Source organism: Chryseobacterium sp. ISL-6, from assembly GCF_018613715.1.
GTDB lineage: Bacteria > Bacteroidota > Bacteroidia > Flavobacteriales > Weeksellaceae > Chryseobacterium > Chryseobacterium paludis.
Map to the genome: position 1 here is coordinate 323,588 of NZ_JAGGPT010000006.1, position 22,146 is coordinate 345,733.

Sequence of the window (22,146 nt, forward strand, 5' to 3'; positions counted from 1 at the left end):
TGTGCTATTTTTGTGACTTAACCGAAGCTAATAAACCAATTAAAATATGAGAATAAAATCTACATTAATCTTCCTGGGGATAACTTCTTCTTGTAACGCTCAGATACTTAGTATTCCTGATTCGCAATTCAAAGCTAAATTATTACAGGCGGATATCACCAATGATATTGCGAAAAATATAAATGGCAGCTCTATTAAAATAGATGCCAACAACAATAATGAAATAGAGCAAAATGAAGTTTTGGCTGTTTATCAATTGCAAATTCAAAATATTTCTGCAACTTCACCAACTAAGATATCAGATCTAACAGGTTTGAATGCATTTTCAAATTTAAAAGTGTTAGTCGCTTTTAATAATGCGGTTACTAATGCTGATGTTTCTCCTCTTGTGAACCTGGAGCACATTGATTTTACAAATAATTTACTTAATTCAATTAATCTCAATGGTTTGCTTAATCTAAAAAGGCTTAATTGTTCTTATAACAACCTCGTAACGTTAAATATTACAGGGTTATCTAATCTGCAGATCCTCGATTGTGGACACAATCAAATTGCCAATTTAGATTTAAGTAATAAGCCGGAGTTAATACAACTGGAAGCTCGAAATAATAATATTTCGACTTTGGATGTAAGTAGCCTAATTAAAGTTAACGATTTTGTTGTTAATGACAATCCTATTTCGGTACTGGACTTGTCAATGATTAATAAAATAGGAACTCTTCAATGTATGCATACCAATGTGAGTGTAGTCGATGTATCCAATCAGACAGGTTTAACTACTTTATTGTGTGGTAATAATCCAAATTTGGAGAGGATTTTCATGAAAAACGGAAGTGTAGAATCTGGACTGAATCTTGAAAATCTCCCTAATTTAAAATATGTATGTGTTGACGAGTGGGAGATGTACACGATTCAACAGCATGTAAATATTAATGGCAGTACAAATTGTTCCGTTAATACCTATTGTTCATTTAATCCGGGTGGGACTTATTTTGTAGCTCAAGGAAGCACGAAATATGATTTTAATAATGATGGCTGTGGTATTACAGACCCTATATATCCAAATATGAAGTTCAATGTGACCAATCAAGGAGGGTATTTGACAGGAGTATTGATAGGTAATTCATCTGGAAACTATGGTTTACCGGTATTAGCAGGAACACATACGCTTACTCCTATTCTGGAAAACCCGGCTTATTTTACGGTTAATCCATCAAGTGCTACTTTCTCTTTTCCCTCTATGGTAAGTCCACAAACTCAAAACTTTTGTGTTATCCCGAATGGAGTTCATAATGACCTTGAAATCAACGTTATTCCTTTAGATGGTGCAAGACCGGGATTTGATGCGCATTATAAAATAATTTATAAGAATAAAGGAAATCAGACTCAATCGGGTTTAATTACTCTGCAATTTAATGACGCCGTTTTGGACTTTATGTCTTCTGTTCCGGGTATTTCAAATCAGGTGCCCAATATTTTATCATGGAATTTTTCAAACATCCAGCCTTTTGAAACAAGAGTAATCAATTTTGTGCTGAATTTAAATGCGTCTACAGAAGTACCTCCTTTAAATTTAGGTGATATTTTGAATTTTAACGCACATATTTCAGACAATAGTGATGAGACTCCCCAAGATAATACTTCCGTATTGAACCAAAATGTTGTCAATGCTTTTGATCCGAATGATAAAACCTGTTTAGAAGGGAATATAATTTCACAGAGTTCTGTAGGTGGTTATGTGCATTATTTAATCCGTTTTGAAAACAATGGTACTGCAAATGCTCAGAACATTTTAGTGAAAGATATCATAGATGGGAACAAGTTTGATATAAACAGTTTAATACCTATTGGAGGAAGTCATGATTATGAAACCAAAATTACAGGGACAAAAGTAGAATTTATCTTTCAGGGTATTAATCTTCCTTTTGATGATGCTAATAATGACGGTTATGTGATATTTAAAATTAAGGTAAAACCGACATTGCTTGCTGGAGAGTCGTTTGCAAATATGGCAAATATTTATTTTGATTATAATTTCCCAATAGAAACAAATAACTATGTTACAACTGTTCAAAACTCATTAGGAATAAAAGACACGGAGTTTAAAACTGATATTGCAATTTATCCAAATCCTGTAAAGGATGTTTTAATATTTAAAACAAGTGAAAAATTGATAAAAATTGAAATATATGACCTGGCAGGAAGAATTGTTAGAAAAGCTTTTCTAAGTGAAAACAAAATAGATATAAATGATTTGAAATCTGGAAATTATATTATAAAAGTCTATACAAAAGAAGCTTCAAATACCTTAAAATTAATTAAGAAGTAAAATTGTTGAAATATTAATATACGTGAGGTTGATCAATGGATCAACCTTTTTTGTTATAAGCGATTGATATAAAAAAGAAAAATCTCCCAGTTTCCTGAGAGATTTTCTGTGGGCCCTGAGGGATTCGAACCCCCGACCCTCTGGGTGTAAACCAGATGCTCTGAACCAACTGAGCTAAGAGCCCTGAATTTTTTTTTAAAAGGCTTCAGTTACCTTTCTCTGTGGGCCCTGAGGGATTCGAACCCCCGACCCTCTGGGTGTAAACCAGATGCTCTGAACCAACTGAGCTAAGAGCCCCACTTACGATTTCTCGTTTTGAGTGGTGCAAATATACGACTTATTCTTTTACAGACAAATTTTTTTCTAAAAATTCTCCGACTACAAAGTTGCTTCCGCCAATAAAAATCATTTCATCATTTGTACATTCTTGTTTTGCAGATAAATACGCTTCCTGTACAGAATCAAAAATTTTGTAAATTATTTTTGCATTAATGAGCAAATCTTCATAATCTTTTGGATGGCGTCCCCTGTGGATAGCTGGTTTTGCAAAATAAAACTTAGAATTTTCAGGCAGCAAATTCATCACTTCATCTATTTTTTTATCATTTACAAAACCTAAAATAACATGTTTGTGGCGATCAATTGAATTGAGCTGGGAAAAAACCTGTTCTAATCCTGCTTGATTGTGAGCGGTATCACAAATCGTTAATGGAGTTTTGGAAAACTCAAACCAACGACCAATAAATCCGGTGTTCTGATTAACATTTAGTAATCCACTTTCAATATCCTGGTGTGAAATTTCAACATTTAACCTTGTTAATTCATCTGTTAAAGCTAAAACAACCCGGATATTCTTTTGTTGATAGTTTCCTTTTAAATCTGATTTTAAATCTGATTTTATGGAAGTAGCGTCAATAAAATTGGCATTTTCTTTTTTGGCTTTATCCCTAATAATATTTTTTACAGTCTCATTTTCATCTCCCGAAATGATTGTAATATTATTTTTAATAATGCCTGCTTTCTCATAGGCAATTTCCTCGATGGTATTACCTAATATGTTCTGATGGTCTAATTGTACATTCGTAATGGCAGAAACCATAGGTTTTATTATGTTTGTAGAGTCTAGTCTGCCTCCCAATCCTACTTCTATAATAGCAAAATCGACTTGCTGCTGATAAAAATACTCAAAAGCCATTATGGTTGTGAACTCAAAAAAAGAGGGTAGAATGTCCTCTGGAAGAGTTTTTAGTTTCTGAATGAAATTAAAAACAAATTCTTTATCACAATTTTCACCGTTCACTTTTATACGTTCTGTAAAATCAATAAGATGAGGTGAATTATATATTCCGACTTTGTATCCTGCTTCCTGGAGTATAGAGGCCAACATATTACTTGTTGAACCCTTTCCATTCGTTCCTCCAATATGAATACATTTTATTTTTTCCTGTGGGTTGTCAAAAAAAGCACAAAGCTTGGTTATATTATCCAATCCCGGCTTGTAAGCCTTCTCACCATCGATCTGATAGTTGGGTGCTTGCACGAAAAGCCAGTCTACGGCTTCTTGATATTCTTTGGTTGTCATGATGCAAAATTCTCAAAAGTTTTATTAAAATGAAACATTAATTTTTAAATGTGTAACTTTTTTATATTTACTACGTCTAATATGGTAAAATCTCTATATGAAAAAAGTTTGGATTATCGTTTTCGGATTAACTTGTCTGGGTATGAATGCTCAGAAGAAATGGTCCTTAAGAGAATGTGTGGATTATGCGGTAAAACATAATCTTCAGGTTATCCAAAATGAATATTCGAAACAAGTTCAGGATTCTAATCTTAAAATTGCTAAAAAAGGATATTTACCCTCTGTATCAGCGAGTGTGGGGAACACAGTAAGTTTTGGACAGGCCTCATTAGGAACAGGAAGTATCAGGAATGATAGATTCAGTAATAATGCTAATCTCTCAGCAGATGTTTTAGTTTATAATAATGGACGACTAGAGAAAACAATTAGAAAATCACAATTTGATGTTGAGGCAAGTCAGTATGATATAGAAACAATAAAGAATGATATTTCTTTACAGATTGCACAACAGTATTTAACAACTTTACTGAACAAAGAAATTGTGAAAATTTCTCAAAGTGCTGTTGAGAATGCTCAAAAACAATATGAAAGAGCAAAAATAACTACCCTGGTAGGAACAACTGCTGAAACCGTTCTTGCTGAAGCACAATCAGCCGTAGCTAGAGAAAAGCAGAACCTTAAAACCGCAGAAATCAATACCGGAAGAAGTTTATTTGCCTTAGCTCAACTATTGCAGCTGCAGGAATACAAAGATTTTGATGTTGAAGATGTAGACGTTCCGGACGAGCTTACTCCACAATTGAAATCTGTAGATGAGGTTTTAACGACTGCTTATGACAATCAGCCGCAGATAAAAGCAGCGGAAAGTAGAATTAGATCTGCTGAAGCGCAAACAGAAGTGTCTAAAACAGCATTTTGGCCAACGGTAACAGCAAGTGCAGGAATCGGAAGTTTTTATAATAACTTACTTAATACAAATAATGTGGGTAATGCACTGGTTTACATTGAAGAGCCCAATTTTTTCCAACAATATAAAGACAACTTCGGGCAGCAGGCCGGATTGTCAGTGAGTATTCCAGTTTTTAATAAAGGAATAACAAAGTTACAAGTCGAGCAATCCAGGATCAATGAAAGTGTTGCCAAAAATACATTGGAACAACAGAAGCAAACGGTAAGACAAAATGTTCAGAAAGCACAATTTGACGTAGATGCTAATTATGAAGCATATATTGCTGCAGTTGAAGCAGCAAAAAGCACAAAGCTTTCAATGGATTTTGCAGATAAGAGTTATGCAGCAGGAAGAACCACTATCTTTGATTTAAATGTAGCCAGAAATAATTATGCGAATGCACAGGGTTCTGTGGCTCAAGCTAAATTTAATTATCTTTTCAGTCTTAAATTGTTGAATTTCTATGCAGGAATTCCACTAAGTTTGTAAAATGTCTATCCAATCATTAGAAAAATATTTACCACCGAATACACTTCAGTACTTGAAAATCTGGTTTTCAGATTATTATATTCATATAAAAATTACTCGAAATAGGAATTCTAAGCTGGGAGACTATAGAAAGCTCCCAGATCATTCCCATGAAATAACAATCAATTCTACATTGGTTCCCCAACTCTTTTTCTTCGTGCTTACTCATGAGTTAGCTCATCTTATTGCCTTTGAAAAATATGGAAGAAGAATTTCTCCTCATGGTAACGAATGGAAAGAGACTTTCAGACGGATGCTTCTGGAAAGTACCGAGGTATATGATGAAGCTTTGAGGCCAATTATTATGAAATTTTCAAAGTCTCCAAAGGCCAATTTTATGGCAAGCCCTGATTTGGTTAAATATTTCCATATTGAGAAACAAGATGATAAACTTCAATTTATTGAAGAATTAAAAGAAGGAGACTACTTTATGTACCGAAACGAGAAGTATTTTCTAGAAGGTCTGATTAAAAAAAACTATCTTTGTAAGAACCTGGCTACTGGAAGGAAGTATTCTTTCAAACCTTTGGCAAGGGTAGAAAAATGCAGTTAAACATGTCAAAATCAGATAAATACTGTGTAATTATGGCAGGTGGGATTGGTAGCAGATTCTGGCCTATGAGTACGCAGAAGTTTCCAAAACAATTTCAGGATATTTTAGGAGTAGGACGTACAATGATCCAACAGACTTACGACAGGATTAGTAAGATCATTCCTAATGAAAATATTTTTGTTATTACAAATAAGGAGTATATGAGTCTTTCTCATCAACAATTGCCTGAAATTCCTGAAATTAATATCGTTGGAGAGCCCTTGATGAAAAACACGGCAGCATGTAATCTTTATATGGCAAATAAAATTGCTGAGATTGATCCTGATGCTACAATAGTTGTTTTGCCTGCAGATCATTTAATATTAAAAGAAAATGTTTTCCTTGAAAAAGTAGAACTTGCCTTTGACCTAGCTTCAAAAAATGATTATCTGGTTACGTTAGGAATCACGCCAACAAGGCCGGATACCGGTTATGGATATATTCAATTTGTTGATAAAAAAGAAGCTGAATGTTTTAAAGTTAAAACATTCACAGAAAAACCAATTTTAGAAATCGCTCAAAGTTTCTTAGAAAGTGGAGACTTTCTTTGGAATGCAGGAATCTTTATCTGGAATGTGAAAAGTATTCATAAGGCGTTCGAAACCTACCTTCCTGAAATGACTCAACATTTTATGGCTTGTGAATATAATGCTGAGAGTGAGGATAATTGTATTGAGCTTATTTATCCAAAAGTTCAAAAGATCTCTATAGATAATGGAATTTTGGAAAAAGCTAAAAATGTATATGTTATACCTTCAGATCTTGGATGGAGCGATTTAGGGACATGGACTTCTGTTTATGAAAATGCGGAAAAAGATGCTAATGAAAATACGGTAAAGCTTAAATATCTCCTTGCATATAACTCGAAAGGGAATATTGTTCGGATGAAGAGCAACAACAAGGCTGTCATTATAGATGGACTGGAAAACTACATTATCGTAGATACGGATAAAGCACTGCTTATTTGTCCGCGAGACAATGATCAGCTTATAAAAGATTATGTTCTTGACCTGAAGAACTTCAAAAAAGGAGAGAAGTTTATGTAGTAGTGCTTTACTTTTTATAACTTTCAAATTATGATAAAATTGGCATCTAAACTTGTTACATTCACTTTTATTCTTTTAGGAATTTTGACATATTCTCAGGAAAAAAAGAAATTTTCAAGTATCCCAAATGTTCTAAAAGAAATTGAACCCAATGGGAAAATTGATTTTTGGGTGTTAGTTTATAATACCTATGCAAAAGATCAGGAGATAAAAATCTCAGGGGCAAAAAAAGATTATACACCACAATTCTCGGGCTTTGATCTGTTTCCGGACGAAGATAGTTTTTATTATATAGCTTATTCTTCAGGAGGTAAAATAAGTTATATCACTGATCTTGAAAGCCTGAAAGGGTTTATTGGAAAAGTAGATAATGTTGAAGAAGCGGCGATTGCTGCGACTATAGATGGATACATGATAGATGAGGAATTTACGGATGTGGCAGGAAATTATTACGAAGACCGGAATAATTATTATTTAGATCTAGGAAAATTAACATCAAAGGAATGTCCATATCAAAAAACACATTATACATTAACGGTAAACAAAACTACCGGAGCCATAACTAATGTAAAGGATAATGGAACTTATATTGAACTTTATAATAAGAAGTGTGCCAACAACCCAAGGCTTTTAAAAATTGAAAAAAAGGAAGAACCAAAAAAAGATGAGCCTAAGAAATCAACCAAAAGAAAATAATTTCTACGAAACTGAAAGATTGATCATTCGTCCAATATCTTTGGATGATAGTGCTTTTATATTTGATCTTTATAACAGGCCAAAATTTATTAAATTTATTGGAGATCGCCAGCTAAAAACGATTTCTGATGCAGAAGACTATATTAAAAACAGATTTCTTCCTCAGCTTGAAAAGTTAGGATTTGGAAATTATTTGGTTGTAACGAAAGATGAGAATAAAAAAGTCGGTGCTGTAGGTATTTTTGAACGTGATGGGCTTGATATTCTGGATATTGGCTTCTCTCTGTTGGATGAATTTGAAGGAAAAGGTTATGCCTATGAAGCAGCAATGATGGTTAAATCAATTGGAATGGATGAATTCGGATTGAAGAAGATATCTGCTATTACTTCCAAAGATAATTTTTCTTCACAAAAGCTAATCGAGAAACTTGGATTGAAATTCCAAAAATATGTAACTCTTCCCAATGATGAGGAGGAATTAAGATATTACGAAACTGAGTAAACGAATAATAAATAACACGAATTCTTAAATTGAAAAAATTCGTGTTATTTACCTTTAATCTTATTTTTCTAAGATCTGTTCTGCAGCTGTTTTTGAAGTTACTTTTTCAATAACTCTTGTGCAAATTCCCTTTTCGTTAAAGATAAAAGTAGTTCTTACAATTCCCATATAAGTTTTGCCAAATGTCTTTTTCTCCTGCCAAACACCAAATTTCTCGATAATATCACGGTTTTCATCAGCAACCAAATCATATGGAAAAGCAAATTTGCTATGAAAGTTTTTTTGTTTTTTTACAGAGTCTCCACTTATCCCTAAAAGCTGAAACCCGGCTTTCTTTAGTTGAGAATAATTATCACTTAAATTACATGCTTCCACAGTACACGTTGGTGTATTGGCCTGCGGATAAAAGAATATAACTAATTTTTTTCCAATCAATTCCGATGAGATTATTTTTCCTCCGTCCTGATTGATTCCTTCAAAATCGGGTAATTTGTCTCCTACTTTCAACATAATGTTTATTTTTGTTCAAATTTAGTGGTTAAATGACAAAAAAACAAAGGGCAGAACTTGTTCAGTTTGAATTAGAAAAACTATATCCCGAAGTTCCCATTCCGTTAGCTCATACTGATGCTTACACATTGACGGTCGCTGTGGCGCTTTCTGCGCAGACAACAGATAAAAAGGTGAACGAGGTAACCCCGCTGCTTTTTAAAGTGGCAGGAACGCCAGAAAAGATGGCTAAACTGGAAGTTTCAGAGATTAAAGAACTCATCAAAGAAATAGGACTTTCAAATACAAAAGCTAAAAATCTAAAAAGAATGGCTGAACTTTTATTGGAAAGACATCATGGGGTAGTGCCCCAGACATATGAAGAACTTGAAGCTCTACCGGGAGTTGGTCATAAAACAGCCTCCGTAGTAATGAGTCAGGGGTTTGGATTTCCCGCGTTTCCTGTTGATACGCATATTCATAGATTAATGACCCAATGGAAACTCACCTCAGGAAAAAATGTAGTAGAAACGGAAAAAGACGCAAAAAACATATGGAAGGAAAGTGTTTGGAATAAGCTTCATCTCCAGATCATTTTCTATGGCAGAGAATATTCTCCTGCAAGAGGAAAAGGAGACAAAGATTTTATTACAAAGATGATGTTTGAGAAATAATTAGTGATCCAGCAACCTTCTGTGGTAATTAATTTGCCCCAGGTGATAGCTCAAATGCCCGATCAAATGAAACAGGAAATATTCAGTTGTCATTTTATATCCCAAAGCTTCAAGAGGATATTCGTTCTTTAGGTCAGAATCAGTTAATTTGTCAAGGGAAGAATTTACAACTTCAATTGTACTTTCTATTTGCTGAATTAATTCAGTTCGTGGAATATTTTTTAATGAAAATTCAAGTTCTCTGTTTCTTATATATCCGGAATGTCCAAGTATTGCACCCACAAAATGGCTAAGATTTCCAACCAAATGAAGACAGAGGTTTCCTGCAGAATTTGAAATATGCTTGTCTATTAACCAGATTGACTCTTCATTTTGGTACGCTTCAATTTCTGATTTTAATTTATTTAAATCTCTGGTATAAAGAGATTTTAGCGAATCTGTTATCATTTTATTATATTTAAGTAAATGTAAAAAAAGCCGCAAATATTAATTCGTGGCTTTTTTATTTTGTTGAAAATTACTTCTGCTTCTTTGCCCAAAGTTCCATTTTTCTATTCAGGACATCCAAAGGAAGACATCCCTGACTCAAAACTTCGTCATGGAAACTTGCCAGACTAAATTTACTGCCTAGTTGTTTCTGGTATTTATCACGAAGTTCACGAATTCTTAAAGAACCTATTTTATATCCTAAAGCCTGTCCCGGCATTGCCATGTATCTTTCCACTTCTGCAGTAGCTCCTGCTCCATCATAGGAAATATTGCTTAAGAAATATTTTATAGCTTCTTCTCTTGTCATTCTTCCTGTATGTAATCCAGTGTCCACGACCAATCGTACCGCTCTCAGCATTTGATCACTTAAGTAGCCCATTTTTTGATAAGGATCGGTGTATAATCCAAACTCAGGACCTAAAGTTTCACAGTAATGTGCCCAACCTTCTCCATAGGCTCCAAACCAACCAAATCTCATAAACTTTGGTAACTTCGTGTTTTCCTGCTGAAGAGAAACCTGATAATGGTGTCCCGGAATAGCTTCATGTAAGAATAGGGATTCCATTCCTGAAGTCACATTAAATTTTGAAGGATCGGGAAGAGGAACATAGAAAATGCCGGCTCTTTTTCCATCTGGAGTTCCCTGGATGTATTCTGCACTCGCACTTGCTTCCCTGAATTTCTCGGTTTGTCTGATTTCAAATTTTGTTTTTGGAGTTACACTAAACATGGTCTTTAGTTTCGGGGTAATTTTAGACAAAATCCCGTTAAAACCATCCAGAACTTCTTTTGAAGTTTTATAAGGCATTGCTTTAGGATCAGTTTTCACAAAATTGATAAATTCTTCCAGGCTTCCGGTAAATCCAACCTGTTGCTTCACTTTTTCCATTTCTGCACGAAGCATGGCTACCTGCTGAAGTCCAATTTTATTAATTTCTTCAGGCGATTTATTAGTTGTGGTCCAACTTTTTACATAATATTGGTAGATTTCATTTCCTCTTGGAAGACTGTTGTATCCATCAGTATCTCTTCCTTTAGGAAGGTATTCCGTTTCTAAAAACACGCCCATTTTGGTATAAGCAGGAATGATTTTTTTCAAAATAGCGTCTTTATAAAGAGCTGTAAATTTATCTTTTTGAGCTTTCGAAAAATCTTTTGGGAAATTTTTGATGGGTCCGTAGAAAATATTTTTGTCAAAATCAGGGGTAATAATTTCCTCCGCTTTCATCTGAGGAATCATTTTTACAATCAGTTTTTTAGGTAAAACGACTTTATTATTGATTCCTTCTTTAAAATTTTCTATTGCACTATCCATCCATAAGGGAAATTTATTCATCCTTTGTAGCCAATCTGCGTAATCTTTTTCTGTTTTAAATGGCTGGCTCCCTTCACCACTTCCGAATAAAGGGAAATTTAAAGGCAGGCCCGTAAACTGACTAAATGGAATGTATTCCGGATGGTAAGCATAAGCTTCAATTTTATCTTTCAATGTATAATCCAGAACATCGTAAACTACCTTGTCATCGTCTGAAAGACCATTGTAATCTACCTTGTCTAATTGATTTTGAATTGAATTGTAAAAAGCGATCTCTCCTGTGATAAAATCTTTATCGATATTAATCGGCAGTTGATCGTTATATCTCGGATCACCTTGTGAGGTAGCATCCAATGGATATAATTTTAGGTATTGTTCATAATAGTTTGAAGCAATAGAATCCAGGTTGGTGGGAGTCACTTTTGTTAAGGGTGAATCAGATTTTTTACAAGCTGTAAGGCTTACTACTAATCCTAAGCACAAAATACCTTTACATAAAACATTTTTCATTTCAGAATCTTTATAACAACAAAAGTAAGTAATATTAGGAGATCAAAAACGTCCTGATTGTCGATTTTAGAAAAATAATTTTGAAAATATTTTTCAAATTCAATCTATTTTTTATCTTTGCTTAAAACATTTAACAATCATATTATTACAGCTCTTTTTTAAGAAATAATGAAAGGGATTTTAAAAATTTACCATCCGGACGAGACATTAAAATACAATATAAGAAGCACTTATTGCAAGGCTATTTATAGTAACCAACAACACTTTCTTGAAGTTGAAGTCATAACGGATGATGGCTTGGATCACGTAGACGATGATTCTTTACAGTATAACTTTCCTCAACTTTCACTTGAAGTTTTCGATTTTCCGATTGAATCTGCGGAGATTGAAGGAAAAACGATTAACATCAATGATTCCGATGAAGACACCTTTACAGAGGTAGATTTGTTTGATGATGAAGATGCTTTTATCTACGATAATGAGCTTTCATTTGAGAAAAATGAAGCGGGAGAGCTAGAATTGATCTGGAAAGGAACCATTGATGATTTCTACACAGGATCAGATACTCCAATTGCTTTTAGACTTAAATGCGAATTTAAACAAGACCATATTGAGATAGACGAAGATTAAATTCATCTTCCTCAGTCTTACTATAATCAATTTCTTTTCAAAATTCTTTTTTGGAAAGAAATTTGCTGTTTATGTGGCAATGGAAAAAATTTAAGTTGTTTTTAAGCATTTTTTAAGACATCAATTAATAATATTCCATTACTTTTGTCGTTTAAAATCATTATAAAATATTCAAATTAATGCTGTTAACGGAACTTACCCAGATCTTATTTGCACAAATTGCGACACCCGCAGTTGCCACAGACAATTTAGAATTTTCATTTTGGAAAATAATGTTCCATGGAGGAGCTTTCGCTAAGATAGTGATGGCCATTGTGTTACTTCTTGGTGTATTTTCTGTTTATCTGTTTTTTGAACGTTTTTTCTTTATTAAAAGATTATCGTCGAAAACAGATTCCAACTTTATGAATAATATTGAAGACTTTATAAAAGAAGGAAAAATTGAATCTGCTGCTGATTACTGCAAAAGGCAGAATTCACCCGAAGGTAGAATTTTGGAAAAAGGAATTTCAAGATTAGGACGTCCTGTGTCAGATATTGTAAGTGCAATGGAATCGCAGGCTCAGGTTGAAGTAGCCAATATGGAGAAAAATCTAAATCTATTAGCTGTAGTTCCGAGTATTGCTCCTATGTTAGGACTTTTAGGAACTGTTATCGGGATGATTATAGCTTTCTTTAATCTATCTCATGCAACAGGATCTTTCTCTCCAAAAACTCTTTCAGAAGGCATTTATACTGCGTTGGGACAAACGGCAGTTGGTTTAGCTGTAGCTATTCCTGCAAACTTTTTTTATAACATCCTTTTAACAAGGATTGATAAATTTGTACTGAAGACCCAGAATATGTCTGGAGAATTTTTAGATCTTATCAACAAACCTTTATAAATCTTTCTTATGAAACCGAAAGGTTCCATCTGACCATTTAAAAAAAAGTAAAAGTAAACAGATGAAAATTCAAAGAAGAAATAAAGCGAATCCGGAATTCAGTTTGGCAGCGATGACTGACGTTATTTTGCTGATGCTGATATTTTTTATGATCACTTCTTCAGCGGCCAACCAAAGTGCAATTGATGTTAAATTGCCAAAAACAACTTCCGTTGATGATAATATACCCAATCCACTGACTGTTAGTATAAAGCCTGATGGATCTTATTATGTAGATGATAAACCAGTGACTAAACAACTGCTTGAACAAACTATTGTAAACAGTTTAGCCAATCAAAGCAATAAGTCGTTTACGATTCGTGCCGATGAAAATACATTACATAAAGATGTTGTTTTTGCAATGGAAATAGCTGAGAAATATAAATTCAACCTTGCGCTTGCAACAGTTAAAGATAAATAACCATTAGGTTGGTAAGTATTTAAAGAAATGAAAAGTTATATCGTAAACAAAAATGAGGAAACGAGAGATCGGATAAAAAGTGGAATACTTTCTATTCTGATATGGTCTGCAATTCTACTTTTTGTTTTTCTTTATAAATTAAAACCCGAACAAGATAAAGAACCTGAAGTAATCACTACGATGTTGGTTAACTTTGGGGACAATCGAAATGGGAATGGGGTAGAAGAGCCGGCAGAGCAGGAAGGAAGTTTAGCCGCTAAAACAGAAGAAATCACTCCAGAACCTGTAGAAGCAGCGGTTCCGGAAACTAAAACAGTAGTAAAACCTGAGCCGGAGCCTGAGACGAAAAAATCAGAATCAAAGGAAAAAATTATTAAAGGAAATAATAAAAAAGTTAGTGTTCCAAAAAAGGAAGAATCTAAATCGAATAAAAAAGAAACAACAAGCTCTTCTGCTTCCAAAAATACTAAAAAGGCCACTGCTACAACGGCTAATTCAAAAACAGGTAACGGAGATGGAAAAGGAAATGCAGCGATTGGAAATTTAATTAAAGGGAGAGGAACAAAAGCAGGAAGCCAAGGAACAGGAACAGGTATTGGAAATGCTGGAGATCCTTTAGGAGGAGATGGAAACGGAGACAGTAAAGTAGGAATTGACAGAAAATTAGTAGGATATATACCCGGAACAATGGGCAGGGGTGGAGCACAGCCTCAACATAGCTGTACGGCAAGTGGTTCTGTTACCGTTGCTTATACAGTAGACAAAGCAGGAAATGTAGTCTCCGCAAGACGGGCAGGAGGAATATCTGATCCGTGTGTCTCTTCAACATCGGTAGCATGGGTTAAAAAGTATGTGAAAGCTGAAAAAGCAAGTACCTCTTCAACAGGAACCTACAAAATTACATTCTAATATATAAAATAAAAAAAGCACTTTATTCAAGTGCTTTTTTTATTTCGTTGATTCTATTTATAATGGGAAGTGCAAAAATTCCACTTGTCTGAAGATATAATTCATAAAACGTTTTTGCTTTGACAAGGAAATCAGTATTGTTGCTTTGTTTTCCTGTAAAGTAAAAAAGATTTCCCAGCATTTCATAATAATCTTTATGATCTCTTTCCTGTCTTTCGTTGACAATTGCAATGATTTCTTCTTTGGATTTTGAAGATATTTCTACGAAGTCTATTTTAAAAATATCCTTCATTAAGGAATCAAAATCCAATTCTTTCTGCATTAAGCTTTCTTCCGGTTTATCTAAAATAAGTTTTTCGAGTGCTTGGGTTAACTGGCGGATGAGTCTTAATGTGAATTCTTTATCTGTTATCATATTCTGGTTTTTTGTTGCAAGTTGTTAGAAGGTTGTTTTTAGTTTTGTTATGCGAAAAATAAATAGGCTAACGCAATAGAAGTGATAACACCTACCAGATCCGCCAAAAGCATGGCAATTACAGCATATCTTGTGTTTTTAACGGCTACGGCTCCAAAATAAACTGCAATCACGTAAAATGTAGTGTCTGAGCTTCCCTGAAGAACAGCGGCTAATTTTCCCTGGAAGCTATCTGCCCCAAAAGTAGACATGGTGTCAACCATCATTCCGCGAGCTCCGGAACCAGAGAGAGGCTTAATTAAAGCAGTTGGCAGTCCGTCGACAAATCTTGCATCTAAATTCGCTGCATTAGCAACCCATTTCATTCCGTCTATAATCACATCAAAAACGCCGGAAGTTCTTAGGAGTGATATCGCAATCAACATTCCGACTAAATAAGGGATGATTTTCACACAGGTGGTAAAGCCTTCTTTTGCGCCGTCTATAAAAGCATCAAATACATTGATCTTTTTGTAGACTGCTCCAAGAACAATAGCTAAAAATATAAAGAGAATCAATCCGTTACTAAGGATTTTACTGAATGTATCTAATTCATCTTTGCTTAATTGGACAAGATATAAAACCAAAAGTCCGATAATAGCAGAAATTCCTCCTACATAGGCAATTACAACCGGACGTAGTAAATTGATCTTCTGATATAAGGAAACAATGATCATTGCTGCCAATGTTGCTGTAAAAGTAGCAATCATACAGGGAAGAAAGATATCAGTCGGTGTTTTTGATCCCATCGAAGCTCTGATGGCAATAATAGAAACCGGAATCAGCGTCATTCCACCTGCGTGGAGACAAAGAAACATGATCTGAGAATTGCTTGCCGTATCTTTATTGGGATTTAAGGTCTGTAAACTTTCCATTGCTTTTAAACCAAATGGCGTAGCAGCATTATCAAGACCTAAAAGGTTAGCACTAAAATTCATTAGCATATGCCCAAATGCTGGGTGATTCTTGGGAATATCAGGAAATAATTTCGAAAAAAATGGTTGAATCAACCTACTTAACAAATTAATTCCACCTGCCTTTTCTGCAATACTCATAAAACCCATAAACAGGGTCATGATGCCGATCAGTCCAATGCATATTTTCACAGCTGTTTCTGCAGTGCCAATGACTCCATCTGCCTCCTGAACACGGTAAACTTTTACATTTTGTTTTAATGAATCTGCTTTATAATGAATTCTGTTATCTGCGAAATCAGATTTCTTCATCAGGCTATCTCCGATGATTGGGGAGAGCGTGTTCATCTTTTGTGTTGCAATCTGTACAGTATCTCCTCCTTTTCCAACTACCATATCGTTGAAAATAGTATTATAATGACCTGAAGAAATATATTTTATACTTGCAATAGCAATAGCTATAATAATGAAAGCGGACCAAATTCTGCTGAGAACCATTTGATTGAATTAAAATTTAAGAAAAGATAATAAATTATATGTAAAACTATTTAAACTTTTGCTTTTTTGAAATACTAAGATTCAATAAGTTATTAGGAGATCAAAATGATTCATCTAAACTTAAGTTCTTAAAAGCCTGTAATAGGTTGATAAAACTATTTTTCATCAAGATAGACCAAATATCCCTCAAAATCATCATCGAGATTTTTAAGAACTTTGGCATCATTCATCTTTTCAATCAGAGCATCTATAAAGAAACTTTTTTCAAAAAACTGACGGTGGATACCAGGGAGAATTTCCATAAAATAATCCATTCCGATTTTATTATTATGAAGATCCATTTTTGTTTCTAATGGTTTGTTGGGAAACAATTCTTCGTGTAAATCTGTTATTCTTTTACAAAAGTCGAGTGCTTTTTGAGGTGAGGAAATTTTAGAACAATACATGATAATAAAACAGCACCACAAGGCATGTCTGAATGCATTTCCTATTCCATTATTGGAAGCTGTATCGGGAAACCGTTTTTGAGCAATAGTAAAAGCTTTGACGGTAGCATGAAAACTTAATATAGAAAACAAAGGATGTGGTAAGACAAGTGATAAAAGACGAAGAATCTTTTTAAAACTCATTGTCCGAATCGTACTGAAAAATATCTTAAAAGTTCTCATAAATAAAAATCTCTCCCTAATTAGAGAGAGATTATATTGTTTTTGTTACAAATTTTAAGCATGTACTGCTAATAAATTTACTGTTTTAGCAACAACATCTTTAATCTCGGTTCTTTTTACGATAAAGTCCACAAAACCTTTTTCCTGAAGGAATTCTGAGGTTTGGAAGCCTTCTGGTAAATCTCTACCAATCGTTTCACGGATAACTCTTGGTCCCGCAAAACCGATTAAAGCTTTAGGTTCAGCCATAATAATATCGGCTGTCATTGCAAAAGAAGCCGTAATACCTCCAAAAGTAGGATCACATAAATAAGCAATATATAAAAGACCTGCTTCTGAAAGTTGAGCTAATTTAGCCTGTACTTTTGCCAGTTGCATTAGAGAATAAGTTGCCTCCTGCATTCTAGCACCTCCAGACTGACAAATGATCATATAAGGAAGTTTATGAGCAATACAGTAATCTACAGCTCTCCTGATTTTTTCACCCATTACAGAACCTAATGATCCCCCAATAAAAGCAAAGTCCATACAAGAAACTACCATTTGAGTTCCATTTACAGTTCCTACTGCATTTCTGATAGAATCCGTAAGTTTTGTTTTTGCTCTTACTTCTTTTAAACGGTCTACGTAAGGCTTTGTATCTTTAAAGTTTAGGATGTCTATACTTTCAACATTAGCATCTAGTTCAGTGAATTTACCTTCATCAAAAAGGATATCAAAAAATTCTGCACTTCCTATTCTTACATGAAACCCATCTTCAGGAGAAACGTAATTATTTTTCTTAAGCTCCTCGTGTTCTACTACTTTTCCTGATGGAGTTTGGTGCCAAAGCCCCTTAGGAACATCCTTTTTTTCATCAGTAGAAGTGGTAATGTTTTTAGCTTTTCTTTTAAACCAGTCGAATGCCATTTATAAAATTTTAGATTTAGACTTTGGATTAGTTAGATTTTAAAAAAGTTATTTAAAATCTAAAATCCAAAATTTATAATTTATTTAAGCGTATTTACGTTATTTAAATCTTCAAAAGCTTTAACCAATCTTGTAGAGAAAGTTTCCTCACCTTTTCTTACCCAAACTCTTGGATCATAGAATTTCTTGTTAGGCTTTTCCTCTCCCTCAGGGTTTCCGATTTGAGATCTTAAATATTCAATATTGTTTACCATATAATCTCTTACGCCTTCTGTATAAGCGAATTGAAGATCTGTGTCGATATTCATTTTGATAACACCATAATCAATAGCTTCTCTGATCTCTTCTAAAGTAGAACCAGAACCTCCATGGAATACAAAGTTTACAGGTTTATCAGCTGTTCCGAATTTCTCCTGAACAAATTTCTGAGAATTATCTAATATTTTTGGTGTAAGAACCACATTTCCTGGTTTATATACTCCATGTACGTTCCCAAAAGCAGCAGCGATAGTAAAGTTGTCAGAAACAGCTTTTAATTTTTCATATGTATAAGCTACATCTTCTGGTTGAGTATATAATTTAGAGTTGTCTACATCAGAATTGTCAACACCATCTTCTTCTCCTCCTGTTACACCAATCTCAACCTCTAAAGTCATTTTCATTTTAGCCATTCTTTCGAAATATCTGGCAGAAACTTCAATGTTTTCTTCTAAAGGCTCCTCAGAAAGATCCAACATGTGAGATGAATAAAGAGATTTTCCTGTTAATTTAAAGAATTCCTCATTAGCATCCATTATACCATCAATCCATGGCAATAATTTTTTTGCACAGTGGTCTGTATGTAAAATTACAGTAGCTCCGTAAGCTTCAGCTAAAGTATGAATATGTTTTGCTCCGGCAATTGCTCCTAATACAGCAGCTTTTTGTCCGTCGTTGCTTAATCCTTTTCCTGCATTGAAAGCAGCTCCACCATTTGAAAACTGAATAATAACAGGAGAATTTAATTTTGCTGCAGTCTCCATAACAGCGTTTACATTGCTAGAACCGATAACGTTTACAGCTGGTAACGCAAATTTATTTTCTTTAGCATACTGAAAAATATCAGTAACTAATTGACCTGTGGCAACTCCTGCCGGAAAAATTCTGCTCATGTTTTACTTTTTAAAAATATTATTAGGTGTTTGTAAAGTTGTTGTAAAGGTAAGAAATTTTGCTTAATTGCTAATTTCTTTTATCCCGTCCCCAGAGTAGTTTTTGGCGGATGGTTTCGTAGAAACTTAAGTTGTTAGGTTGAACCAAAAGGATCTGAAAATCAGCCTTTTTGATGACGATTTCTTTATCTGTTTCTATATGTATCAATCTTGAATCCAAAGAAAGAGAGTATTGGGATACCCGGCTTTCTACTTTAAATTTTATTTCTACCCGATCATTAACCACCAAAGGTCTCACATTCAAATTGTGAGGAGCAATAGGAGTAATGACAAAGTTTTCGTTATTGGGAGAGATAATTGGTCCGCCACAACTTAAAGAATAAGCAGTAGAACCAGTAGGTGTAGAAACAATAACCCCGTCTCCCCAGAATACATTTAGAAATTCATCGTTTATAAAAGAATCTACAGTAATCATTGATGTGGTTTCCTTTCTTGAAACAGTGACATCATTCAAAGCATATGGGAAAAATTCATCTGATCTTGGTGAAACTACTTCAATTACAGAACGGCGACTGGTTTTTACATCTCCTTTTAAGATGGCATCCAGTTCCTTGAAAGCTTCTTCTTTAGTAAAACTTGCTAAAAAACCCAGCCTTCCTGTATTTACCCCAACAATAGGGATTTCAAGGTCTTCAATAAAAGTAAGTGAATTTACAATAGTTCCATCACCTCCAAAAGTGAAGAAAAGGTCTACTTCTTTATCTATAAGATCCTGCTTATTGTTAAATGTTTCGAAAATTTTTGAAAACTGAAGAGCTTCAGCCATTTCATCATACAAAACAGATTTTACACCTCTGCCTTCAAGTTCTGAAACAAATTTGCTTAAATATAAAAAAGTATCGAGATCTTTTTTTTGAGAATATATAGCTGCCTTCATGTTATATTTCTATAAATTTTTGGAAAAAACCAAATCGGTCTTTAAACAGATCGGTCTTTTCATCAGAATAGAATTTTTCAACAATTCTGTAATCATATCGATCAAAAGTTGCATCAATAGACGCCAGATTTTCATTGCTGATCTTAATGGTAACACGAACAACCTCTTCAGACATAAAACTGATAAAACCACCATAAAACTTTGAATTGTTGCTTTCCACAATATTGGCAATTTCAGTCATCGAATATTTTCTCGCCGGAGCTTCTACCGTGAGAATGGCCCCAGATTCTGAAAATAAAGGATAGCGTGACATATCTTGAAAAACATCTTCACAGGTGATATATCCCAAATATTTTTCTGTCTTACTGATTACAGGGATCACATTGGAATTGAACGTGTAAAACAAACGGATACTGTCCATGATATTGTTATCTTCAAGAATAGCAAATCGCTCAACCTGATGCTCAAGATCTTTTAACGTTCCTTCTGTCTCATGAAGAAAGTCTTTAGCAATAGCCCCATAAAAGTGATGGGATTTTTTAATGAAAATATGGGTATATCCAAAATCTTCTAATGTACTTCTTGCTGATTCTATTGAGTCAGTCAGGCTAAAACACGGGAAATCCTTTGAGATATAGTCCTTGATAAACATTGTGCTAATTTATAAAAAATTAAACGAAACTGTTTTGTAATATTCGGTTTTTTTTTCGGAAAAATAAAAAATGCGAACCAAAAATTTGTTTGTAAATAAAAAAAAATTATCTTTGTCGCCTTTCATTTTTACTTTTTATTAGATTTATTTCAAACTGCACTGTCTTTTAGACATATGCAGTTTTTTATTTTAAAGCCTTTGTGAACTCCCACATTACGATACCTCCACACACACTTACATTTAAAGAATGTTTAGTTCCTAACTGAGGAATTTCCAAGAATACATCAATGTTTTCCAAAGCTTCATCACTTATACCATCCACTTCATTACCGAGGATTAAAGCATATTTCTTTGATTTATCGATTGTAAAATCAGTGATCATCGTACTGTTGCTGGTTTGTTCGATACCAATAATTTCAAATCCCTGACTTTTTAAATCCTGAATCGTTATATTAATATCTTTTTCATAACCCCAATCCACACTTTCTGTAGCCCCCAATGCCGCTTTATGAATTTCGCGATGAGGAGGTTGCGGGGTAATTCCGCAAAGAATTATTTTTTCAATTAAAAAAGCATCAGCCGTTCTGAACGTGGCTCCCACATTATGCATACTTCTTATATTATCCAAAATGACGATCAAAGGAATCTTCTCAACTTTCTTAAATGTTTCTACATCTATTCTGTTGAGTTCTTCCAGTTTTAATTTATGTACCAATTATATTATTTTGTAGAGATTAATTTTCCGTTTTTGTAAATTTCTGTTTTTTCAACACTTCCATCTTCACGATAATGAACCCTGGTACCATTCCATTGGTCATTGGCAAACTCGGTCTCACGCTGAACTTTTCCCGATGGATAAAGCATTTTCCATTTCCCTGTTGCCACCCCATTTTCATAATAACCAATCTGTTTTACAGACTTTCCATTTTCATAAAAGACTTTGCTTTCACCATTCAGTTTTCCTAACTTATAATTAGAAATTTCAGTAATCGTTCCCGAAGGTGAATAAAAGGTACCTGTTAAACTATTATCATAGACATTTTTTTCACCATTCCTAAAAGCTTCTTTTGAGGTTAAGACTCCGTTTTTGTCATAATAAACCCATTCCTTTATTTTGTAGTCTTTTTTGTACTCTCCTTGAGCTTGAATTTTTCCATTTTCATAATAGAAAACAGCATCACCATCAAGCTTTCCCTTTTTCCATTCAGCAACTTCTTTTACCTGTCCATTTTCAAAGAATTGTTTGCAGCTTCCTTCCTGTAACCCATCTTTATATCCGCATGGTTTTTGTGCAATAGCCAACGAAGATGCAGAAAATAATAAAAGAAAAATGTATTTCATAGATTTTTTTATTTCAAAAATAGTAAAATAGTTATATT

At 34.0% G+C, this 22,146-nt stretch carries 24 protein-coding genes and 2 tRNA genes; 11 read left to right on the forward strand and 15 right to left on the reverse strand.

Features of this window, described 5'->3' with window-relative positions; genetic code table 11:
• Window positions 1-46: 46 nt before the first annotated feature.
• A complete protein-coding gene (locus tag J7E44_RS12280; protein ID WP_214830075.1) occupies window positions 47-2,329 on the forward strand; it encodes a T9SS type A sorting domain-containing protein in 2,283 nt (760 codons plus the stop codon).
• Window positions 2,330-2,438: 109 nt separating this feature from the next.
• Here the strand turns inward: J7E44_RS12280 and J7E44_RS12285 are convergent.
• The 3 genes from J7E44_RS12285 to J7E44_RS12295 all read right to left on the reverse strand — a co-directional run bounded on the left by J7E44_RS12285 (window position 2,439) and on the right by J7E44_RS12295 (window position 3,911).
• Window positions 2,439-2,513 (reverse strand) — tRNA-Val (locus tag J7E44_RS12285).
• 38 nt (window positions 2,514-2,551) lie between these two features.
• Window positions 2,552-2,626, reverse strand: a tRNA-Val gene (locus J7E44_RS12290).
• 40 nt (window positions 2,627-2,666) lie between these two features.
• Window positions 2,667-3,911: a bifunctional folylpolyglutamate synthase/dihydrofolate synthase gene (locus J7E44_RS12295; RefSeq protein ID WP_214830078.1), complete on the reverse strand. Its 1,245-nt coding sequence runs from the start codon at window positions 3,909-3,911 to the stop codon at window positions 2,667-2,669.
• Between the two features lie 97 nt (window positions 3,912-4,008).
• Here J7E44_RS12295 and J7E44_RS12300 point away from each other — a divergent pair, with 97 nt between their 5' ends.
• The 5 genes from J7E44_RS12300 to J7E44_RS12320 are packed head-to-tail and all read left to right on the forward strand — an operon-like array spanning window position 4,009 to window position 8,224.
• Window positions 4,009-5,349: a TolC family protein gene (locus tag J7E44_RS12300; protein ID WP_214830081.1), complete on the forward strand. Its 1,341-nt coding sequence runs from the start codon at window positions 4,009-4,011 to the stop codon at window positions 5,347-5,349.
• A gap of 1 nt (window position 5,350) precedes the next feature.
• Window positions 5,351-5,941: a SprT-like domain-containing protein gene (locus tag J7E44_RS12305; protein ID WP_214830084.1), complete on the forward strand. Its 591-nt coding sequence runs from the start codon at window positions 5,351-5,353 to the stop codon at window positions 5,939-5,941.
• A 2-nt stretch (window positions 5,942-5,943) separates the two neighbouring features.
• Window positions 5,944-7,026 carry a mannose-1-phosphate guanylyltransferase gene (locus tag J7E44_RS12310; protein ID WP_251040568.1) on the forward strand — a complete coding sequence of 361 codons (1,083 nt, stop codon included), beginning with the start codon at window positions 5,944-5,946 and terminating at the stop codon, window positions 7,024-7,026.
• 30 nt (window positions 7,027-7,056) lie between these two features.
• The gene (locus tag J7E44_RS12315) at window positions 7,057-7,722 is read left to right on the forward strand and encodes a hypothetical protein (protein WP_214830087.1); all 666 of its coding nucleotides are present in this window, start codon (window positions 7,057-7,059) and stop codon (window positions 7,720-7,722) included.
• The gene (locus tag J7E44_RS12320) at window positions 7,691-8,224 is read left to right on the forward strand and encodes a GNAT family N-acetyltransferase (RefSeq protein WP_214830090.1); all 534 of its coding nucleotides are present in this window, start codon (window positions 7,691-7,693) and stop codon (window positions 8,222-8,224) included. Before J7E44_RS12315 ends, J7E44_RS12320 begins: the two co-directional genes overlap by 32 nt.
• A 60-nt stretch (window positions 8,225-8,284) precedes the next feature.
• On the opposite strand, the gene bcp is transcribed toward J7E44_RS12320, so the two are convergent.
• Window positions 8,285-8,734, reverse strand: a complete 450-nt coding sequence (gene bcp, locus J7E44_RS12325) for a thioredoxin-dependent thiol peroxidase (protein ID WP_214830092.1) — start codon at window positions 8,732-8,734, stop codon at window positions 8,285-8,287.
• 32 nt (window positions 8,735-8,766) lie between these two features.
• On the opposite strand from bcp, the gene J7E44_RS12330 reads away from it, so the two are divergent.
• A complete protein-coding gene (locus tag J7E44_RS12330) occupies window positions 8,767-9,387 on the forward strand; it encodes an endonuclease III domain-containing protein (RefSeq protein WP_214830094.1) in 621 nt (206 codons plus the stop codon).
• On the opposite strand, the gene J7E44_RS12335 is transcribed toward J7E44_RS12330, so the two are convergent.
• Both J7E44_RS12335 and J7E44_RS12340 read right to left on the reverse strand, forming a co-directional pair.
• Entirely contained in the window at window positions 9,388-9,834 is a 447-nt protein-coding gene (locus J7E44_RS12335) for a DinB family protein (RefSeq protein ID WP_214830103.1), read from the reverse strand.
• A 70-nt stretch (window positions 9,835-9,904) separates the two neighbouring features.
• Window positions 9,905-11,701 (reverse strand): DUF885 domain-containing protein, encoded by a 1,797-nt coding sequence (locus tag J7E44_RS12340; RefSeq protein WP_214830105.1) that lies wholly within the window; start codon window positions 11,699-11,701, stop codon window positions 9,905-9,907.
• Window positions 11,702-11,869: 168 nt separating this feature from the next.
• Here J7E44_RS12340 and J7E44_RS12345 point away from each other — a divergent pair, with 168 nt between their 5' ends.
• From J7E44_RS12345 to J7E44_RS12360, 4 genes are all read left to right on the forward strand, one after another.
• The gene (locus J7E44_RS12345) at window positions 11,870-12,331 is read left to right on the forward strand and encodes a hypothetical protein (RefSeq protein WP_214830107.1); all 462 of its coding nucleotides are present in this window, start codon (window positions 11,870-11,872) and stop codon (window positions 12,329-12,331) included.
• A 179-nt stretch (window positions 12,332-12,510) separates the two neighbouring features.
• Window positions 12,511-13,215, forward strand: a complete 705-nt coding sequence (locus J7E44_RS12350; RefSeq protein WP_214830110.1) for a MotA/TolQ/ExbB proton channel family protein — start codon at window positions 12,511-12,513, stop codon at window positions 13,213-13,215.
• A 61-nt stretch (window positions 13,216-13,276) separates the two neighbouring features.
• A complete protein-coding gene (locus tag J7E44_RS12355) occupies window positions 13,277-13,675 on the forward strand; it encodes an ExbD/TolR family protein (protein WP_214830111.1) in 399 nt (132 codons plus the stop codon).
• Window positions 13,676-13,702: 27 nt separating this feature from the next.
• Window positions 13,703-14,584, forward strand: coding sequence for a ferric siderophore ABC transporter substrate-binding protein (locus J7E44_RS12360; protein WP_214830114.1), 882 nt, complete (start codon window positions 13,703-13,705; stop codon window positions 14,582-14,584).
• 22 nt (window positions 14,585-14,606) lie between these two features.
• Here J7E44_RS12360 and J7E44_RS12365 read toward each other — a convergent pair whose 3' ends face one another.
• From J7E44_RS12365 to J7E44_RS12405, 9 genes are all read right to left on the reverse strand, one after another.
• Window positions 14,607-14,999: a hypothetical protein gene (locus tag J7E44_RS12365; protein ID WP_214830122.1), complete on the reverse strand. Its 393-nt coding sequence runs from the start codon at window positions 14,997-14,999 to the stop codon at window positions 14,607-14,609.
• Between the two features lie 47 nt (window positions 15,000-15,046).
• Window positions 15,047-16,450, reverse strand: coding sequence for a spore maturation protein (locus J7E44_RS12370; protein WP_214830124.1), 1,404 nt, complete (start codon window positions 16,448-16,450; stop codon window positions 15,047-15,049).
• A gap of 155 nt (window positions 16,451-16,605) precedes the next feature.
• A complete protein-coding gene (locus tag J7E44_RS12375) occupies window positions 16,606-17,118 on the reverse strand; it encodes a DUF6973 domain-containing protein (RefSeq protein WP_214830126.1) in 513 nt (170 codons plus the stop codon).
• 54 nt (window positions 17,119-17,172) lie between these two features.
• Entirely contained in the window at window positions 17,173-18,027 is an 855-nt protein-coding gene (gene accD, locus J7E44_RS12380) for an acetyl-CoA carboxylase, carboxyltransferase subunit beta (protein ID WP_214830129.1), read from the reverse strand.
• A gap of 80 nt (window positions 18,028-18,107) precedes the next feature.
• Window positions 18,108-19,178, reverse strand: coding sequence for a class II fructose-bisphosphate aldolase (gene fbaA, locus J7E44_RS12385; protein WP_214830131.1), 1,071 nt, complete (start codon window positions 19,176-19,178; stop codon window positions 18,108-18,110).
• Between the two features lie 70 nt (window positions 19,179-19,248).
• Window positions 19,249-20,115 carry an NAD kinase gene (locus J7E44_RS12390; RefSeq protein ID WP_214830134.1) on the reverse strand — a complete coding sequence of 289 codons (867 nt, stop codon included), beginning with the start codon at window positions 20,113-20,115 and terminating at the stop codon, window positions 19,249-19,251.
• Window position 20,116: 1 nt separating this feature from the next.
• Window positions 20,117-20,767 carry a CBS domain-containing protein gene (locus J7E44_RS12395; RefSeq protein WP_214830136.1) on the reverse strand — a complete coding sequence of 217 codons (651 nt, stop codon included), beginning with the start codon at window positions 20,765-20,767 and terminating at the stop codon, window positions 20,117-20,119.
• A 184-nt stretch (window positions 20,768-20,951) separates the two neighbouring features.
• Window positions 20,952-21,482, reverse strand: a complete 531-nt coding sequence (locus J7E44_RS12400; RefSeq protein WP_214830138.1) for an RNA methyltransferase — start codon at window positions 21,480-21,482, stop codon at window positions 20,952-20,954.
• 5 nt (window positions 21,483-21,487) lie between these two features.
• Entirely contained in the window at window positions 21,488-22,108 is a 621-nt protein-coding gene (locus J7E44_RS12405; protein ID WP_214830141.1) for a toxin-antitoxin system YwqK family antitoxin, read from the reverse strand.
• Window positions 22,109-22,146 lie beyond the last annotated feature (38 nt).

Excerpts from the sequence above, each read along its gene's own strand:
- J7E44_RS12390 (WP_214830134.1), bottom strand. The coding sequence starts at position 20,115 with ATGAAGGCAGCTATATATTCTCAAAAAAAAGATCTCGATACTTTTTTA.
- J7E44_RS12360 (WP_214830114.1), top strand. The coding sequence starts at position 13,703 with ATGAAAAGTTATATCGTAAACAAAAATGAGGAAACGAGAGATCGGATA.
- J7E44_RS12350 (WP_214830110.1), top strand. The coding sequence starts at position 12,511 with ATGCTGTTAACGGAACTTACCCAGATCTTATTTGCACAAATTGCGACA.
- J7E44_RS12300 (WP_214830081.1), top strand. The coding sequence starts at position 4,009 with ATGAAAAAAGTTTGGATTATCGTTTTCGGATTAACTTGTCTGGGTATG.
- J7E44_RS12395 (WP_214830136.1), bottom strand. The coding sequence starts at position 20,767 with ATGTTTATCAAGGACTATATCTCAAAGGATTTCCCGTGTTTTAGCCTG.
- J7E44_RS12370 (WP_214830124.1), bottom strand. The coding sequence starts at position 16,450 with ATGGTTCTCAGCAGAATTTGGTCCGCTTTCATTATTATAGCTATTGCT.
- fbaA (WP_214830131.1), bottom strand. The coding sequence starts at position 19,178 with ATGAGCAGAATTTTTCCGGCAGGAGTTGCCACAGGTCAATTAGTTACT.
- J7E44_RS12345 (WP_214830107.1), top strand. The coding sequence starts at position 11,870 with ATGAAAGGGATTTTAAAAATTTACCATCCGGACGAGACATTAAAATAC.
- J7E44_RS12405 (WP_214830141.1), bottom strand. The coding sequence starts at position 22,108 with ATGAAATACATTTTTCTTTTATTATTTTCTGCATCTTCGTTGGCTATT.
- J7E44_RS12340 (WP_214830105.1), bottom strand. The coding sequence starts at position 11,701 with ATGAAAAATGTTTTATGTAAAGGTATTTTGTGCTTAGGATTAGTAGTA.
- J7E44_RS12295 (WP_214830078.1), bottom strand. The coding sequence starts at position 3,911 with ATGACAACCAAAGAATATCAAGAAGCCGTAGACTGGCTTTTCGTGCAA.
- J7E44_RS12335 (WP_214830103.1), bottom strand. The coding sequence starts at position 9,834 with ATGATAACAGATTCGCTAAAATCTCTTTATACCAGAGATTTAAATAAA.
- J7E44_RS12310 (WP_251040568.1), top strand. The coding sequence starts at position 5,944 with ATGTCAAAATCAGATAAATACTGTGTAATTATGGCAGGTGGGATTGGT.
- J7E44_RS12320 (WP_214830090.1), top strand. The coding sequence starts at position 7,691 with ATGAGCCTAAGAAATCAACCAAAAGAAAATAATTTCTACGAAACTGAA.
- J7E44_RS12315 (WP_214830087.1), top strand. The coding sequence starts at position 7,057 with ATGATAAAATTGGCATCTAAACTTGTTACATTCACTTTTATTCTTTTA.
- accD (WP_214830129.1), bottom strand. The coding sequence starts at position 18,027 with ATGGCATTCGACTGGTTTAAAAGAAAAGCTAAAAACATTACCACTTCT.
- J7E44_RS12330 (WP_214830094.1), top strand. The coding sequence starts at position 8,767 with ATGACAAAAAAACAAAGGGCAGAACTTGTTCAGTTTGAATTAGAAAAA.
- J7E44_RS12305 (WP_214830084.1), top strand. The coding sequence starts at position 5,351 with ATGTCTATCCAATCATTAGAAAAATATTTACCACCGAATACACTTCAG.
- J7E44_RS12365 (WP_214830122.1), bottom strand. The coding sequence starts at position 14,999 with ATGATAACAGATAAAGAATTCACATTAAGACTCATCCGCCAGTTAACC.
- bcp (WP_214830092.1), bottom strand. The coding sequence starts at position 8,734 with ATGTTGAAAGTAGGAGACAAATTACCCGATTTTGAAGGAATCAATCAG.
- J7E44_RS12355 (WP_214830111.1), top strand. The coding sequence starts at position 13,277 with ATGAAAATTCAAAGAAGAAATAAAGCGAATCCGGAATTCAGTTTGGCA.
- J7E44_RS12375 (WP_214830126.1), bottom strand. The coding sequence starts at position 17,118 with ATGAGAACTTTTAAGATATTTTTCAGTACGATTCGGACAATGAGTTTT.
- J7E44_RS12280 (WP_214830075.1), top strand. The coding sequence starts at position 47 with ATGAGAATAAAATCTACATTAATCTTCCTGGGGATAACTTCTTCTTGT.